The sequence below is a fragment of the Actinosynnema sp. NPDC023794 genome, assembly GCF_040639675.1.
GTDB lineage: Bacteria > Actinomycetota > Actinomycetes > Mycobacteriales > Pseudonocardiaceae > Actinosynnema > Actinosynnema luteola.
Genome location: NZ_JBFAFR010000004.1, coordinates 143,322 through 159,322, shown reverse-complemented (window position 1 = coordinate 159,322; position 16,001 = coordinate 143,322). Strand labels below are relative to the sequence as shown.

At 71.0% G+C, this 16,001-nt stretch carries 15 protein-coding genes and 1 tRNA gene; 10 read left to right on the top strand and 6 right to left on the bottom strand.

Annotation, left to right across the window (positions count from 1 at the left end; translation table 11 throughout):
* Positions 1-33 precede the first annotated feature (33 nt).
* Entirely contained in the window at positions 34-2,271 is a 2,238-nt protein-coding gene (locus AB0H12_RS12000; RefSeq protein WP_499622754.1) for a VanW family protein, read from the top strand.
* A 46-nt stretch (positions 2,272-2,317) separates the two neighbouring features.
* The gene (locus AB0H12_RS11995; RefSeq protein ID WP_499622753.1) at positions 2,318-3,127 is read left to right on the top strand and encodes a DUF1206 domain-containing protein; all 810 of its coding nucleotides are present in this window, start codon (positions 2,318-2,320) and stop codon (positions 3,125-3,127) included.
* A 173-nt stretch (positions 3,128-3,300) separates the two neighbouring features.
* Here AB0H12_RS11995 and AB0H12_RS11990 read toward each other — a convergent pair whose 3' ends face one another.
* On the bottom strand, positions 3,301-5,139 hold the full coding sequence (locus tag AB0H12_RS11990) for an acyl-CoA dehydrogenase (protein WP_499623164.1): 1,839 nt from the start codon (positions 5,137-5,139) through the stop codon (positions 3,301-3,303).
* Positions 5,140-5,285: 146 nt separating this feature from the next.
* Between AB0H12_RS11990 and AB0H12_RS11985 the strand changes: the two genes are divergently transcribed.
* Positions 5,286-7,658, top strand: coding sequence for a tetratricopeptide repeat protein (locus tag AB0H12_RS11985; protein ID WP_499622752.1), 2,373 nt, complete (start codon positions 5,286-5,288; stop codon positions 7,656-7,658).
* Between the two features lie 10 nt (positions 7,659-7,668).
* Here the strand turns inward: AB0H12_RS11985 and AB0H12_RS11980 are convergent, their stop codons facing one another.
* A complete protein-coding gene (locus tag AB0H12_RS11980) occupies positions 7,669-8,301 on the bottom strand; it encodes a response regulator transcription factor (protein WP_499622751.1) in 633 nt (210 codons plus the stop codon).
* A gap of 326 nt (positions 8,302-8,627) precedes the next feature.
* Here AB0H12_RS11980 and AB0H12_RS11975 point away from each other — a divergent pair, with 326 nt between their 5' ends.
* The 6 genes from AB0H12_RS11975 (at position 8,628) to AB0H12_RS11950 (ending at position 13,294) form a co-directional block, all read left to right on the top strand.
* Positions 8,628-10,142: a sodium:solute symporter family protein gene (locus AB0H12_RS11975; protein WP_230570832.1), complete on the top strand. Its 1,515-nt coding sequence runs from the start codon at positions 8,628-8,630 to the stop codon at positions 10,140-10,142.
* 72 nt (positions 10,143-10,214) lie between these two features.
* A complete protein-coding gene (locus AB0H12_RS11970) occupies positions 10,215-10,601 on the top strand; it encodes a hypothetical protein (RefSeq protein WP_499622749.1) in 387 nt (128 codons plus the stop codon).
* A gap of 30 nt (positions 10,602-10,631) precedes the next feature.
* Positions 10,632-11,420, top strand: a complete 789-nt coding sequence (locus AB0H12_RS11965) for a class I SAM-dependent methyltransferase (RefSeq protein ID WP_499622748.1) — start codon at positions 10,632-10,634, stop codon at positions 11,418-11,420.
* A 55-nt stretch (positions 11,421-11,475) separates the two neighbouring features.
* Positions 11,476-11,925 (top strand): MarR family winged helix-turn-helix transcriptional regulator, encoded by a 450-nt coding sequence (locus AB0H12_RS11960; RefSeq protein WP_499622746.1) that lies wholly within the window; start codon positions 11,476-11,478, stop codon positions 11,923-11,925.
* Positions 11,922-12,317, top strand: a complete 396-nt coding sequence (locus AB0H12_RS11955; protein WP_499622744.1) for a DUF5313 family protein — start codon at positions 11,922-11,924, stop codon at positions 12,315-12,317. Before AB0H12_RS11960 ends, AB0H12_RS11955 begins: the two co-directional genes overlap by 4 nt.
* Before the next feature lie 32 nt (positions 12,318-12,349).
* Positions 12,350-13,294 carry a phosphotransferase family protein gene (locus AB0H12_RS11950; RefSeq protein ID WP_499622742.1) on the top strand — a complete coding sequence of 315 codons (945 nt, stop codon included), beginning with the start codon at positions 12,350-12,352 and terminating at the stop codon, positions 13,292-13,294.
* Here the strand turns inward: AB0H12_RS11950 and AB0H12_RS11945 are convergent.
* The 3 genes from AB0H12_RS11945 to AB0H12_RS11935 all read right to left on the bottom strand — a co-directional run bounded on the left by AB0H12_RS11945 (position 13,291) and on the right by AB0H12_RS11935 (position 14,358).
* Positions 13,291-13,677, bottom strand: coding sequence for a hypothetical protein (locus AB0H12_RS11945; protein ID WP_499622741.1), 387 nt, complete (start codon positions 13,675-13,677; stop codon positions 13,291-13,293). The genes AB0H12_RS11950 and AB0H12_RS11945 overlap by 4 nt on opposite strands.
* A gap of 12 nt (positions 13,678-13,689) precedes the next feature.
* Positions 13,690-14,163, bottom strand: a complete 474-nt coding sequence (locus AB0H12_RS11940; RefSeq protein ID WP_499622739.1) for a GNAT family N-acetyltransferase — start codon at positions 14,161-14,163, stop codon at positions 13,690-13,692.
* Between the two features lie 124 nt (positions 14,164-14,287).
* Positions 14,288-14,358 (bottom strand) — tRNA-Gly (locus tag AB0H12_RS11935).
* Positions 14,359-14,394: 36 nt separating this feature from the next.
* Between AB0H12_RS11935 and dcd the strand changes: the two genes are divergently transcribed.
* Positions 14,395-14,976: a dCTP deaminase gene (gene dcd, locus AB0H12_RS11930; RefSeq protein WP_499622738.1), complete on the top strand. Its 582-nt coding sequence runs from the start codon at positions 14,395-14,397 to the stop codon at positions 14,974-14,976.
* Here dcd and AB0H12_RS11925 read toward each other — a convergent pair.
* The gene (locus AB0H12_RS11925; protein WP_499622736.1) at positions 14,973-15,971 is read right to left on the bottom strand and encodes a cation diffusion facilitator family transporter; all 999 of its coding nucleotides are present in this window, start codon (positions 15,969-15,971) and stop codon (positions 14,973-14,975) included. The genes dcd and AB0H12_RS11925 overlap by 4 nt on opposite strands.
* Positions 15,972-16,001 lie beyond the last annotated feature (30 nt).

The window sequence follows — 16,001 nt, the reverse complement described above, 5'->3', positions numbered from 1 at the left end:
CCAGGACCTTGCGAGAAGGCAAGAGGGGGAGCGGTGCCGGAGAACCAGCGACCGGAGTACGACGCTGAGCGGACCAGGGCCATGGAGCCGGTCCGCCCGTCGGGCACCGCCTCGGAGCGGACCACCAAGATCACCGGGGGCGCGCCCGCCGAGGCCGCGTGGCCGCAGGAGGAGCCGGACGCGGAGCCGGACGCCTCGGCCACCGTCCGCAACGTGACGCCTCCGTCGAACGGCCACGACAACGCGACGGGCCCGTCGAGCGTCTCTCACAACGTGACGCAGCAGCACCCGACGCGCAACGCGCAGCACACCCCGCCCAGGGGCGCGGACGCCACCCAGGCCATCACGCCGTCCGGTGACCCGACGCGCGCCCTCAACCCGCCGGCCTCCGCCGAGCGGACCCAGATGATCAACACCCCGCCCGGGGGCTTCGGCCGGCCGTCGCAGCCGTCGCCCTCGGAGGCCACCACGGTGTTCTCCACGCCCGTGCCGCCGCCCGACCCGGAGCCGGAGGCCACCGTCTACGGCCCCGTGATGGTGGACGGCGACACCGCGGCCGACGAGGCCGACGCCCGCCGCAAGCGCCTGCGCAAGGGTGGCCTGATCGCCGCCGCCGTGCTCGGCGTGCTGGTCGTCCTCTACGGCCTTGACCTGGTCGTCTCGGGCGGTAACGTGCCGCGCGGCGTGACCGTGGCCGGCGTGGACGTCGGCGGCATGAGCCACCCCGAGGCCGAGCAGAAGCTGCGCGACGAGATCGGTCCCCGCCTGGCCGCGCCGGTGAAGGCGCGCGCGGGCGACGTCGAGACCGCGATCGACCCCAAGGCCGCCGGCCTGGAGCTGGACTGGACCGCCACGCTGGAGCGCGCGGGCAGCCAGCCGCTGTCCCCGATCACCCGCGTTACCTCGTTCTTCACCTCCCGCGAGGTCGGCTTCGACACGCGCAGCGACACGGGCAAGCTGTCCGCCGCGCTGGAGGCCCTGCGCGCCGAGACCGACCACGAGCCGGCCGAGGGCGGCATCCGCTTCGAGGGGGCCACCCCGATCGCGGTCGACCCGAGGCAGGGCCAGAAGCTGGACGTGGCCGGCGCGTCGGAGCGGCTGCTCGCCGGCTGGGCCGACGGCGGCACGGTCGAGCTGCCGGTGGCCACCACCCCGGTCAAGACCACCAAGGAAGGCGTGGCGAAGGCGGTGGCCGAGGTCGCCAAGCCCGCCACCGCCATGCCGCTGATCATCCAGGGCGAGGGCAAGGACGCGACGCTCACGCCCGAGCAGCTGGCCACCGTGCTGGTGTTCGAGCCCGCCGACGACGGCGGCCTGACCGCGAAGGTCGACAACGCCAAGGTCGTCGAGCACGCCGGTCCGCAGCTGAAGGACACGGAGAAGGAGGGCAAGGACGCCCAGATCGTGTTCGAGGGCGGCCGGCCCGTGGTGAAGGAGTCGGTCGACGGCCGCGGCATCGACTGGGACAAGTCCCTGGCCACGGCGCTCGACGTGCTCAAGCGCGACAACGAGCGCGCGATCAAGGCCGAGTACAAGCACACGCCCGCGAAGGTGACCACCGAGCAGGCGAACAAGATGGGCATCAAGGAGGTCATCGGCGAGTTCCAGACCGGTGGCTTCGTGGCCGCGTCCGGCACCAACATCCGCGTCGTGGCCGAGAAGGTCAACGGCGCGATCGTGAAGCCGGGCGAGACGTTCAGCCTCAACGGCCACACCGGTCCGCGCGGCACCGCCCAGGGCTACGTCGAGGCGGGCATCATCGAGAACGGCGTGCCCGGCAAGGCGGTCGGCGGCGGCATCTCGCAGTTCGCCACCACGCTCTACAACGCGGCCTACCACGCGGGCATGAAGGACGCGGGCCACAAGGAGCACAGCTACTGGATCTCGCGGTACCCGAAGGGGCGCGAGGCCACGGTGTTCATGGACGGCGCGGGCAACAGCCTGATCGACATCAAGTTCACCAACCCGGACGAGACCGGGGTGGCGATCCAGACGATCTGGACCCCGTCGTCGATCAAGATCGTGCTCTGGGGCACCAAGAACTACGACGTCACGGGGTCGACCAGCGCCGAGTTCAACCACACCCAGCCGCAGGAGCGCAAGGTCGACAAGCCGGACTGCCAGGCGAGCCCCGGCGCGCCGGGCTTCTCGGTGACCGACACGCGCACCATCACCGACCGCCGCACCGGCCAGTCGCGCCAGGAGAGCCGGACCGTCCGGTACGACCCGCAGTTCAAGATCGTCTGCGAACCGCCGAAGACCGGCGGCTGAGCGGGGCTCGTGGTTCGCGGTGGCCGCGATTGGGTATCACCCGATCGTGGCTACCACCGGGCAAGAAGTGCGAAGACATCCCGCGGTGCAGGCCTTCGGGCGTGCCGGGATGGTCTGCTACGGGCTCGTCCACGTGCTCTTGGCGGCGTTGACGGCGCAAGTGGTCCTCGGTGACACCGGGGAGAAGACGGACCAGAAGGGCGCGGTCGCCGCGCTGGCCCAGACGTCCTTCGGTCCCGCTCTGCTGTGGATCCTGGCCATCGGGCTCTTCGCCTTCGCGGTGTGGCAGCTCGCGATGGCCGTGTCCGGCTACGGCTGGGTGACGAAGAAGCGCAAACGCGTGTACCGCAAGTGCGGCTCGGTCGGTCGCGCCATCACCGGCACGGTCATCGGCATCGCCGCGATCAACTACGCGACCGGCACGTCGCAGAAGAGCGGCACCGAGCAGTCGCAGACGTGGACCGCGCGCGTGCTCGCCCTGCCGTTCGGGCAGGTCCTGGTGGGCGCGGTGGCGTTGTTCGTGCTGGGGCTGGGCGTGATGGTGGCGCGCAAGGGCGTGAAGAAGTCGTTCGAGGACGACCTGAACATGTCCGACCTGCCCGCCGGCACGCGGGTGTGGGTGGAGCGGCTGGGCCGGATCGGCTGGATCGGCAAGGGCGCGGCGTACTTCCTGATCGGCGTCCTGGTCGCGTTCGCCGCGGTCAACGCCGACCCGTCGGAGTCGGGCGGTATGGACAAGGCGCTGCACACGTTGGCCGCGCAGCCGTACGGGGTGTTCGCCCTGGCCGTGATCGCGGTCGGCTTCCTCGGCTTCGGCGCGTACTGCTTCGCCGCCGCGAAGGCGCACAAGGGCTGACGTCGAACGGCCGGAGGGCGGCGCCCACCACGGGCGCCGCCCTCCGGCCGCGTTCACCACGAGTTCTCGCAGGCCCCCCGCCCGAGCTCAAGCTCCCGCAGGCGTCCCCGCCCAGGGGAGCCCTTGTCTTGATTCTCGCAGAGGGGTCTGGCAATTCCGGCTGGTCGACCGGGTCAGAACGCCGCCTCGTCCACGTCCATCAGGGCGTTGTCGGTGGCCTCGGCGATCTTGCGGCGGGCGGTGAGCTCGGGCAGCACGGACTTCGCGAAGAACGACGCCACCGCGACCTTGCCCTCGTAGAACGCCTTGTCCTTGGCCGACACCTGACCGTCCAGCTTGGTCAGCGCCACGTCGGCCTGGCGCAGCAGCAGCCAGCCGACGAGCACGTCACCGGCCGTCATGAGCAGGCGCACGGTGTTCTGGCCGACCTTGTACAGGTTGCGGACGTCCTCCTGCGAGCTGGTCAGGAAGCCGACCATCGCGCCGAGCATGCCCTGGAGGTCTTCGAGCGCTCGCTTGAGCAGCGCCCGCTCCTCCTTCAGCCGCCCGTTGCCGCCCTCGTTGTCGAGGAACTGCTGGATCTCGCCGTTGAGGAAGCCCAGCGCCTGGCCCTTGTCGCGGATGATCTTGCGGAAGAAGAAGTCCAGCGACTGGATGGCGGTGGTGCCCTCGTACAGCGAGTCGATCTTCGAGTCGCGGATGTACTGCTCGATCGGGTACTCCTGCAGGAATCCGGACCCGCCGAGCGTCTGCAGCGACTGCGCCAGTTGCTCGTACGCGCGCTCCGAGCCGACGCCCTTGACGATCGGCAGCAGCAGGTCGTTGACCTTCTCCGCCAGCTCCTTGTCCGGGCCGCCCATGGCGATCTTGTCCTGCTGCGTCGCGGTGTACAGGTAGACCGCGCGCAGGCCCTCGGCGTACGCCTTCTGCAGCATCAGGCTGCGGCGCACGTCCGGGTGGTTGGTGATGGTGACGCGCGGCGCGGTCTTGTCCGTCATCCGGGTCAGGTCGGCGCTCTGGACCCGCTCCTTGGCGTAGGCCAGGGCGTTGAGGTAGCCGGTCGACAGGGTGCCGATGGCCTTCGTGCCGACCATCATCCGCGCGTACTCGATGACCTGGAACATCTGCGCGATGCCGTCGTGCACCTCGCCGAGCAGCCAGCCCTTGGCGGGCACGCCGTGCTGGCCGAACGTCAGCTCGCACGTGGTCGAGACCTTGAGGCCCATCTTGTGCTCGACGTTGGTGACGAAGGCGCCGTTGCGCTCGCCGGTCGACTCACCGGTCTCCGGGTCGAAGTGCCACTTCGGCACGAGGAACAGCGACAGGCCCTTGGTGCCGGGCTTCGCCTCGATGCCGGGGCCCTCGGGACGGGCCAGCACCAGGTGCATGATGTTCTCGGTCATGTCCTGGTCGGCGGAGGTGATGAACCGCTTCACGCCGTCGATGTGCCAGGTGCCGTCGTCCTGGAGCGTGGCCTTCGTGCGACCCGCGCCGACGTCGGAGCCGGCGTCCGGCTCGGTCAGCACCATGGTGGCGCCCCAGCCGCGCTCGATCATGATCTCGGCCCAGCGCTTCTGCTGCTCGGTGCCGTTCTTGTGGACGACCGAGGCGAAGTTCGGGCCGGCCAGGTACATGTAGACGGCCGGGTTGGCGCCGAGGATCAGCTCGGAGGCCGCCCACTGGACCGACGGGGGGATGCCGAAGCCGCCCAGCTCGTTCGGCAGCGACAGCCGGTACCACTCGCCGTCCCACACGGCCTGGTACGACTTCTTGAACGATTCCGGCAGCGTGGCCGAGTGGGTCTTCGGGTCGAAGACCGGCGGGTTGCGGTCGGCGTCGGCGAAGGACTCCGCCAGCGGGCCGACCGCCAGGTTGTTGAGCTCGGCAAGCACGCCGCGCGCGGTGTCCTCGTCGGACTGCTCGAACGGCCCCGTGCCGAGGTGGTCCTGCACGTTGAAGACCTCGAACAGGTTGAACTCGAGGTCCCGGACGTTGCTCTTGTAGTGACCCATCTCGTCGCTCACTCCATGCGTGGTCGGGGCGGTCCCCTACTGACCGGTAACAACAGGGTATTACCTGTCAGTAACCCCGGCAAGGCCGACCATCGGGTTGTGGCGAATCAGACGCGCCTGACCAGCATCTCCCCTATCGTCGGCCGGTGCTGCCCAAGCCCGACGTCAACCGGGTGGAGAACGCCGTCATCGGTGGTCACGCCATCCAGGTCGGCCACGTCCACGGTGACTTCGTGCTCGCCGCCTCGCCCGAGGCCGCGCCCCGCCACACCCCGGTTCCCGTCCGCGAGGCAGACCCGGTGCGGCTGGGGGTGCACCGGCCGATCAGCGTCGGCGCCGACACCTCGATGCCCCACTACGTGCCGCGCGACGTCGACACCCGGTTGCGCGCCCTGATCGCGGACGCGGCCGAGCGCGGTGGTTTCGTGCTGCTGGTCGGCGGGTCGTCGGTGGGCAAGACCCGGTCGCTGTTCGAAGCCGTGCGGGACGTCGTGCCCGACCGGTCGTTGGTCCAACCCGGGGCCGCGCGCGGGTTGGACGGCCTCGACCGGGTCGTCCTCTGGCTGGACGAGCTCCAGTCCCACCTCGACGGCGAGCACGGCCTGAGCGCGTCGGCGGTGCGTGGCCTGCTCGCCAGGCGGGTGATCATCGTCGCGACGCTGTGGCCCGACTACTACGACGCCTACACCGAGCAGGGCAGGTCCGCGGAGGACCGGTACGCGAACGAGCGGGACCTGCTCAAGCTGGCGGAGGTCGTGCACGTCGGCGCGGAGTTCACCACCGCCGAACGCTCGCGAGCGGAAGCCACCGCGCCACGCGACGAACGGCTGCGCGTCGCCCTGGCGTCCCGGGACTTCGGCCTGACGCAGGTGCTGGCGGCGGCTCCCCAACTCGTGCACCGGTGGGAAAGCGCGCAACCGTACGCACGAGCCGTCATGACGGCCGCCCTCGACGCCACGCGGCTGGGAGCGCGCTCGCCCCTCACCGCCGACCTCCTCGAAGCGGCGGCATCCGGTTACTGCACGCCGGCGGAGCGCGCCTCCGCGCCCGCGGACTGGTTCCGGCGGGCGCTGGACTACGCGACCAAGCGTCAGCTCGGCGCCACCGCGCCACTGGTGGCAGTGGGCGAGGCGATGGGTGCCGTCGACGGCTACCGGGTCGCCGACTACCTCTTGCAGCACGCCGACCGGACGCGCCGCGCGACAGCGCTCCCGCGGGCGTTCTGGGACGCGTGCGCGTCGCACGTCATGGACGACGGCGACGCGGCCAGGCTCGGCCGTGCGGCCTCGGAACGGCATCTGCACGGGTTCGCCCGCACCCTGCTCGACCGCGGCGCGCGGACCGGCCTGCTCTCGGCGATGCACGGCCTGGTGGAACTGCACCGCACGACCGGCGACCGGGCCGCGGCCGACGACGTGATCGACCGGCTCACCGCCTCGGACCACCCGGACGCCGCCCTGTACCGGGTGCTCGTGGACGCCTGGGACTTCGACGAGGTGGCCCGCTTGGCGGCGGAGGGCAACGAGTACGCCGTCGGTCACCTCATCGAGTACGGCGATCCGGAGCACGCCATCGAGCTGCTGCTGGAGACCTTCGACCCGGAGAAGCCGTGGTGCTGGCGCAAGCTGGCCGAGTTGTACGACCAAGCCGGGGAGACGGACAAGGCGATCACGACCCACGAGGTCCTCCTGGCGCGCGGCGACGACGAGGGGATCGGTGCCTTCGCCGAACTGCTCAAGCAGGAGGACCGGCTCGACCGACTCCGCGAGCTGGTCGACGAGGGCTACTTCTACGCCGCGTGCGCCCTTGCCGAGGCACTGGAGGAGAAGGGCGACGTCGAAGGCGCTTTGGACGTCCTCCACGAGTTCGCCGGACTCGGCAACCGCGAGGTCGACTGGGTCTTGGCGGACCTGCTCGCCCGTCGCGGCGACCTCGACGGACTGGTGTCACTGGCCGAGGAGGGCGTGGGCAGCGCGGCCGACGAAGCCGCGAAGTTGTTGGTCGGTCGGGGGAGGCGGGCCGAGGCGGTCGCGCTGGCGAAGCGGTTCGGCGAAGCCGACCACCCGGTCGACGTGGCGGCCCTGTCCGGCGACCCGGCCGACGGGGCGGCGGTTCGGGCGTTGGCCGACGCCGGTGACGAGCGGGCCTCCCGGTTCATGGCCGAGCAGGCGCTGGAGCAGGGCGACCTGGACGCGGCGGTCCGGTACGCCGAGGGTCTGACCACCGACGCGCTGTCCAGCGGCATCGTGGAGGCGCTGGTCGAGGACGGTCAGGTCGACCGTGCGCTGGCCTACCTCCGGTCGAAGGTCGACGCCGGGGTCGGCGGCCTGTCCTCGTCGCTCAACTCGTTGCTCCGCGAGCACGGCCGGGACCGCGAGTTGCGCGCACGGATCAGCGCCGGTGACCAGTGGGCCTGGCTGCCCCTGCACGAGCTGTTGATCGAGCGGGGCCGGACCGAGGAGGCCAAGCGCCTGCGCGAGTTCGGCCTCACCCCCGACGGGGAGATCGCCACCGGCTGAGCCGCCCGCGTCAGACCAGTCGGACGGCGCCGCCGGAGAGCAGGCCCGCCTGGTAGGCGAGGGACACGGCGTGTGTTCGATCGCGGGCGCGGAGCTTGCGCAGGATGTTCTTCACGTGCGTGCGCACGGTCTCCACCGAGACGTAAAGCTCGTTCGCGACCGCCTGGTTCTCCATGCCGTCCGCGATGAGCTGGAGCACCTCGTACTCCCGGCGGGACAGCGACCGGCGCGTGCCCGCCTCTGCGGTCGGCGTGAAACCGGCCGCCAGGGGCGCGAGGGTCGGGTCCAGGTACGTGCGCTCGGCGTGCGTGCGGCCGATGGCTTGCAACACGTCGTTGATGCCGCCCTCGCGCGGCACCATCCCGCGCACGCCCGCGGTCAGCGCCGAGCGCACGAACTTCGCCGTCCGGTGCGGCTCGCGCACCAGGGAGACCACCGCCAGCGACGAGTCGTTGCCCGTCAGCAGCGTGGCCAGGTGGCCCTGCGGGTCGAGGGCGGAGTCCACCACCAGCACGTCGGGCCGCAGCCGCTCGTGCAGCCGCACGGCCGTGTGCAGGTGACCGGTGGCGCCCAGCCAGTGCATGGCGGGGGTGCGCCGGACCACGGCCGCGAGTCCTTCGCGGAAGAGGGGCACGGGGTCCACGAGAGCGACCCCCGGCCCGGGGGCTGGGGCGGGGGTGCGCTCGCCTGGCACGAGCGGACGCACGTTGACACCGGTTCGCATATGGGTGCGACCACGTCGGCGACCAGCCATGACGCGGTTTTCCCGAACTCTTTCCGTGCCTCGCGGACCTCGCACGGTCAGATATGTGAACAACAGTCACGAATGTGACTCAATGACCCTCCGTGGCCTTCCGCCGGGCGCAACAGCCTCGTAAGACGTACGTCACACACCCATGTGGGACGCCGCGCACCGCCGCCGCTCGAACACGCGCCGCCACCCATGGGCCGAACACTCGTGGAGGCCTCATGGACACCCTCGACTGGGTCGTCGTCGGTGGGTACTTCTTCGTGATGGTGGCGATCGGCTACTGGTCACGCGGGCGCATCAAGAACATCGCCGACTTCTTCACCGCGGGCGGCAAGATGCCCTGGTGGCTGTCCGGCATCTCGCACCACATGTCCGGCTACAGCGCGGTCATGTTCGTGGCCTTCGCCGCCGAGGCCTACCGCCTCGGCCTGACCGTCTACATCTGGTGGGCGCTGACGATCGGCGTCGGTGTCGGCATCGGCGCGTTCCTGTGGGCGGGCACGTGGAACCGCCTGCGCTCCAAGCACGGCGTCAAGTCGCCGCTGGAGTACCTGGCCCGCCGCTACAACGTGCCGACCCAGCAGATCATGGCGTGGGCGGGCGCGGCGCTGAAGGTCGTGGACATCGCGGCCAAGTGGGTCGCGGTCTCGCTGCTGCTCCAGGGTTTCGCCGGCGTGCCGATCTGGCTCGGCATCACGATCGTCGGCGCCGTCACGATGGTCTACTCGGTGCTGGGCGGCCTGTGGGCCGACGCGCTGACCGACTTCGGGCAGTTCATCATCCAGGGCGCGGCGGGCATCGCCATGTTCGTCGCGGTGGCCGCGCACTTCGGCGGCATCGACTTCATGTGGACGATCTGGGACGACCTGCCCGAGTCGCACTCCGAGCCGCTGTCGGGCAACTACACGTTGATCTTCTTCATGGCGCTGTTCCTGATCAAGACGCTGGAGTACAACGGCGGCATGTGGAACCTGGCGCAGCGCTACATGGCCGCGCCGTCCGGCGCCGCGGCCAAGCGGTCCGCGCTGCTGTCCAGCGCGCTGTGGCTGGTGTGGCCGCTGGTGCTGTTCTTCCCGATGTGGGCCGCGCCGCTGATCGTGCCGGGCATGGAGGCCAACGCCGAGCAGGCGTACGTCGAGATGGGCAAGCTCATGCTGCCCGCGGGCATGATCGGCCTGGTGCTGGCCGGCTTCTTCTCGCACACCATGGCGATGGTGTCCTCGGACGCCAATGTGATCTCCGCGGTCATCACCCGGGACATGCTGCCCAGGCTGTGGAAGGGCGTGCGGCGGCTCAGCGAGCCCGCGCAGCTGCAGCTGGCGCGGATCACCACGTTCGCGTTCATCGGGCTGAGCATGACGATCGCGCTCACCGCGGACACCAAGGGATTCGTGCTCAAGGTCGTGATCGCCTTGGTGGCGGCCACGATGGGCCCGATCGCGATCCCGTTGATGCTGGGCATGCTGCCGTGGTTCAAGAAGGTCGGACCGACCGCGGCGACCAGCTCCGTGATCGGCGGTCTCGGCACGTGGGCCGTCCTGTACGTGCTTCAGCAGAACAAGGTCGAGTTCGTCACCCAGGCGGTGATCGTGTCCTGGCCGCTGCTGGTGTCGTTGGTGCTCTACCTGCTGATCGGCTTGGTCATCAAGCCGGAGCCGTCGGAGGAGCGGTCGGCGCTGGTCGACTCGCTGCAGTCCGACGCCGACGACGAGAAGGTGCCCACGCGCGCCTGAGTGCGCCACGTCGCCGTGTGTGATGGGTCATCTCCGCTGTGCGGGCGCTCGGTGCGCCCGCACAGTGGGGTGATGGAGGGTTGGCGACCGCGGGACGAGGCCGAGTCGGCCGCCGGGTGGCGGCTGTGGCTCGCGCTGAGCGGACGGCTGTGGCCGTCGGACGAGTGGGACGGCACACCGGCGTCGGCCGTGGGCGGGCTGCGCGCGGTGCTGGCGGAGTGCGGCGCGATCCGCGGCGCGTACGCCGGTGACCCGTCGGCGGTGGTGCTGCGGCTGGTCGACTCCGTGGTGTTCGTGGTGAGCCTGCCGGTGGAGCTGTGGCGCGATGACGGGCTGCCGGTGGACGCCGACCGGGCCGCGTTGCTGCACGGCGACCTCGCGGGCGTGGTCGAGCACGTCGCGGAGGTGCGCGCGGTGCTGGCGCGCGGCGGCGGTTGGGCGGAGCTGGAAGCCAGGTAAACCGGTTGCCCGCGCCCATACCGTCGGAAGATGGACCGGGAGATCAGGGAGTTCTACGCGCGGGGCTTCGAGGAGGAGCGGCTGCGCGTCGGCGGGAACGGTCGGCTGGAGTTCCTGCGGACGCAGGAGGTCGTGCGGCGGTTCGTCGGCGAGCGCAGCCGGGTGCTGGACGTCGGCGGTGCGACCGGCGTGCACGCGGGGTGGTTGGCGGAGGACGGGCACGACGTGGTCGTGGTCGACGCGATGCCGTCGCACGTGGAGGTGGCGGGCGCGCTGCCCGGGGTGACGGCCGTCGTCGGCGACGCCCGTGACCTGCCGTTCGACGGGCCGTTCGACGTGGTGCTGCTGTTCGGGCCGCTCTACCACCTGATGGAGCGGGAGGACCGGCTGCGCGCGTGGCGGGAGGCGCGGCGCGTGGTGCGGCCCGGCGGTGTGGTGCTGGGCGCCGTGATCGGGCGGTTCGCGTCGCTGCTCGACGGGCTGCGCAAGGACTTCGTGCAGGACCCGCGGTACCGGGACGTGGTGACGCACGCGATGCAGACCGGGCGGCACCTGCCGCCGGCGGACACGCCCTGGTTCACCACCGCGTACCTGCACCACCCCGCGGAAGCCGCCGAGGAGGCGCGCGACGCCGGGCTGGACGTGGTCGGGACGTTCGCGCTGGAGGGTGTGGCGTGGCTGCGGTCCAACGCCGACCTCGACGCCGCGTACGCCGACCCGGGGCTGCAGGACTACCTGATGTGGGCGTTGCGGCAGGTCGAGCAGGAGGAGTCCGTGCTGGGCGCGTCGTCACACCTGATCACGGCCGCGCGGCGGTGACTGTGGTCCTCGTCGCGGTGCGCGGACCGGCCGTCCGGACATAGTGTGTGTGCTAATGATTAGTGTGCAAAACGTCGAGGACCCGCTGGACCTGGAACGGCAGGTCTGCTTCGCGTTGTCCGTCGCGTCCAGGAACGTCGTCGCGGTCTACCGGCCGCTGCTGGAGCCCATGGGACTGACCCACCCGCAATACCTGGTGATGCTGGCGCTGTGGGGTCGGGCGCCGTTGTCGGTGAAGGAGCTGAGCCGGTTGCTGGCGCTGGAGCCCGCGACGCTGTCGCCGCTGCTCAAGCGGCTGGAGGCGATCGGGTACGTGACGCGGTCGCGGGCCGCGGCGGACGAGCGGCAGCTCGCCGTGGCGCTGACCGGGGAGGGCGCGGCGCTGCGCGAGCGCGCGTTGGCGATCCCGCCCGCGGTGATCGAGCGGCTCGGCATGTCACCGGACGAGCTGCGCGACCTGCACGCCGTGCTGACCAGGGTGATCGCCGCGACGGAGCGGACGTGAGGCCGGCCGTGCCGTTGCGGGTCTGGTACCTGCTCGGCGGCCGGTTGCCCATGAGGCACCGGGAGTGGGTGTTCCGGCAGGCGACCAAGCCGACGTGGCTGGCGTGGTTCACCGCGCGGATGTTCCTGCAGGTCCTGCCGCTGACGGTGGTGATCACGCTGGCGTTGGTGCTGGGCCTGGGCTCGCCGGTGCCGCTGGCGATCGCCTGCGGGTCGTTGGGGCTGGTGGTCGGCGTGTACTTCGGCGTGTCGTACGCGATCGAGAGCACGGACCACCGGATGACGAAGTACGGCTACCCGGCGGGCGCGGCGGCGGCGGTGCGCAAGGAGCGGACGGCGCGCGACCAGGAGCGTTACGAGCGGGTGTGGCGTTCGTCGGAAAACGGGTCCTGACTTCGCGGCCGGGTGCTCTAGCGTCCGGTGGCGTGGAGCGACAGGTGGCGGCGGCGTTCGGGTTGGGTGACGTGCTCGAACCGTGGGTGCCGGTGGCGGGTGGGCGGTCTCACCTGGTCTGGCGCCTGCGCACGTCGCGCGGCACCTGGGCGGTCAAGCGCCTGAACCGGTCGCGTGAGGACTGGTGGATGCGCGACTACCTGGTGGCCGCCGAGGTCCAGCTGGACGCCTACTCCCGCGGGTTCCCCATGCCACGCCCGGTGCACCCGCTGGAACCGGCCGCGCCGCTGTTGGCGGACGTGCGGGTGGGCGAGGAGGTCGCGAGCTACCTGGTGCACGAGTGGCACGACGGCAGGCCGTTGACCTCGGACGTGTCGACGTGGGTCGGCGCCACGCTGGCGTCGCTGCACCGTCAAGCCGCCGACGGGACCCCGGACGGGTCGCCGCACCCGGTCGAGGAGTGGCGCGAGTGGCTGGACGAGGCGCCGGACGACTTCACCGCCGCCGTCCGCGCCTACCTGCCGGACGTCGCCGAGGCTCGCGCGATCGCCGCGGCCCCGGCTGACTTCACGCCGGTCAACACGCACCGCGACGTGAAACCGGACAACGTCCTGGAGACCGCCGCCGGACCGTTGCTGCTGGACTGGGACGGCGCGGGCCCGGAGCACGCGGAGTGGGAGCTGACCCGTGCGGCGGTCTACTTCAGCCGACTGGGTGAGGACCGTGCCGCGTTCGACCGGGTGATCGAGTCGTACGAGGAGGCGGGCGGTCGGCGTCCCCCGGCGTCGCCGACGTCGTTCGCGGGCCTGCTGCGCGTCTACCTGGGCGGTGCGGCGTGGATGGTGTGGCGGGCCCTCGGTCACCGCCCGGTGACGCCGGCCGAGCGTGCGGCGGCGCACACCCACGCCCTGGAACTGCTCGCCGACCTGCGCACGTCCCTGACCCGCCTGGACGAGTGGACCACCCGCCTCCGCTAATCGCGCGGCACCACGACCACCTGGTGCTCGTCCTCGTAGACGATCCGCCCGGGATCCCCCGACTCGACCCGCTCGCACACCACCCCGTGCGCGGCGAGGATCTCCAAGTAGCCGTCGACCCGCTCGATCAGGTGATGTGCCGAAGCCTTGAACCACGCCACCGCAGCGGGGTTGACCTCCCGGTCGTACACGGTCGGGTCGACGTCGGACGGCGTCACGTACGCCGCGTCGAACCAGTCGTTGTTCTCCCGCCGGAACCGCTCCTGCTCCGCCGTCAGCACCCCCTCCCGGGCGAGCCGGTTGACCAGCCAGAACACTCCGGGGAAGAACCCGCGCTCATGCCGGACCGTCCCCTGGAAGCGCACGTACACCGTGTCGTTCACGTGGGCGGGTGACTAGTCGAGGCGCAGGACGGTTTCCTCGATGTCGGCGTTCCTGGCGGGTGCGTAGGCGATCTCGGTGCCGGTGATCGTGAAGCCCGCCTTCTGCAGGACCCTGAGCGAGCCGCGGTTGTCACTGGCGGCGCGGGCGTGCAGGGGCCGGACCGCGACCACGTCCAGGAGCAGGGCCAGGGCACGACTGGCGACTCCTCGACCCCAGGCCGACCGGTCGATCCAGTAGGTGATCTCGGTGTCGCCGTCCATGACGAAGCTGGAGATGCTGCCGACGAAGCGGCCGTCGAGGGTCACCGCGCGCAGCGTGATGTCGTGGGCGGCCCTCAGCTTCGCCATGTGGGTGTCGAACGCTGCCCGGTCGTCGGGGTCCTTCGCGGTGAAGGCGGCCATCCTGACCGATTCGGGGTCACGCATCTGGTCGAACAGCGCGTCGAGGTCGGAGTCCTCGATCGGCCGCAGTGCCACCTCTGCCACGGTTCTTCCCCTCGTCCGGTCCGCCTGGGCTCGCGGGGGAACGTAGCAGCGGCCTCCGACAATCCCGGCGCGCATCGAGCACGACGAAGGCCCAGGTCGACGTGACCCGGGCCTTCGCGCTACGAGCGGGTGACGGGAATCGAACCCGCCTCTACAGCTTGGGAAGCTGTCGTTCTACCAATGAACTACACCCGCGTGCTGCGGCACCGATCATACACATAGGCTGTGCCCGTGCTGCTCAGTGACCGCGATCTGCGGAAAGAGGTCGAGTCCGGCCGGTTGGTGCTGGACCCGTTCGACGACGTCATGGTGCAGCCGTCCAGCATCGACGTCCGACTGGACCGGTTCTTCCGCGTCTTCAACAACACCCGGTACACGCACATCGACCCCTCGATGCAGCAGGACGACCTGACCTCGCTGGTCGAGCCCGCCGACGGCGAGCCGTTCGTGCTGCACCCCGGCGAGTTCGTGCTCGGCTCGACCTTCGAGCTCGTCACCCTCCCCGACGACCTGGCGGGCCGGCTGGAGGGCAAGTCCTCGCTGGGCCGCCTCGGCCTGCTGACCCACTCGACGGCGGGCTTCATCGACCCCGGCTTCTCCGGCCACATCACGCTGGAGCTGTCGAACGTCGCCAACCTCCCGATCACGCTGTGGCCGGGCATGAAGATCGGCCAGCTGTGCCTGTTCCGGCTCAGCAGCTCGGCGGAGTTCCCGTACGGCTCGGCCCAGGCCGGCTCCCGCTACCAGGGCCAACGCGGGCCGACGCCGTCACGCGCCTACCTGAACTTCCACCGCACCGACACCACGCGCTAGAGCTTCAGGTCCCCGTACCGGGCCAGCACGCGCGACCTCAGCTCCGGGTCGGTCCGCGGCACGGGCTCCAGGAACACCTCGTCCAGCTCACGGTACGCGGCACGCAGCTCGGCGTCGATCCGCACGCACGCCCGCTCCAGGTCGGCCGCGCCCAGCGCGTCGTCGAAGTCGAGCCGCGCGCACACCAGCACGCGGTCCGTGCCGACCGCCATCGTCAGCAGGTCCACCACCTGCTCGACCTCCGGCGCGTCACGCAGCCGCGACCACACCGCCCGCACCAGCACCGGGTCGGCCTGCCTGCCGATGAGCAACCCCCGGTTGGTCGACGCCAACGTGTACGCGGCGAACGCGAGCAGCACGCCGATCGCCAACGACGCCACGCCGTCCCACACCGACGACCCGGTCAGCTGGTGCAGCCCCAGCCCGCCGAACGCGAGCACCAGCCCGACCAGCGCCGCCGAGTCCTCCAGGAACACCGTCTTCACCGTCGGGTCGTCCGACACCCGCAGGAACGCGAGCACCGACCGGTCCTCGGCCCGCGCCTCCCGCCGCACCTGCCGCACGGCCTGCGTCCACGACACCGACTCCAACGCGAACGCGATGGCCAGCACCACGTACCCGACGACCGGGCTGTTCTGCTCCTGCGGCGAGCCGAACACGGTCCGCAAACCCTCGTAGAAGGCGAACACCGCGCCCGACACGAAGATCGACACTGCGGCGAGCAGCGACCAGAAGTACCGGTCCTTGCCGTACCCGAACGGGTGCCTGCGGTCCGCGGGCCTGGCCGACCGGCGCAACGCGGTCAGCAGCAGGGCCTCGGTGAACGTGTCGGCGACCGAGTGCGCCGCCTCCGCCATCATCGCCGCCGACCCGGTGATCACCCCGGCGATCGCCTTCATCACCGCGATCGCGAGGTTCACGGCCAGGGCGAGCAGGACGGTGATCGTGCTCTCCCCGCCCTTCGGCTGCCCGCCCTCCGACTGCTCAGCTGCCATGCGCCGACGTTAGGCCGCCCCGGCGCGCCC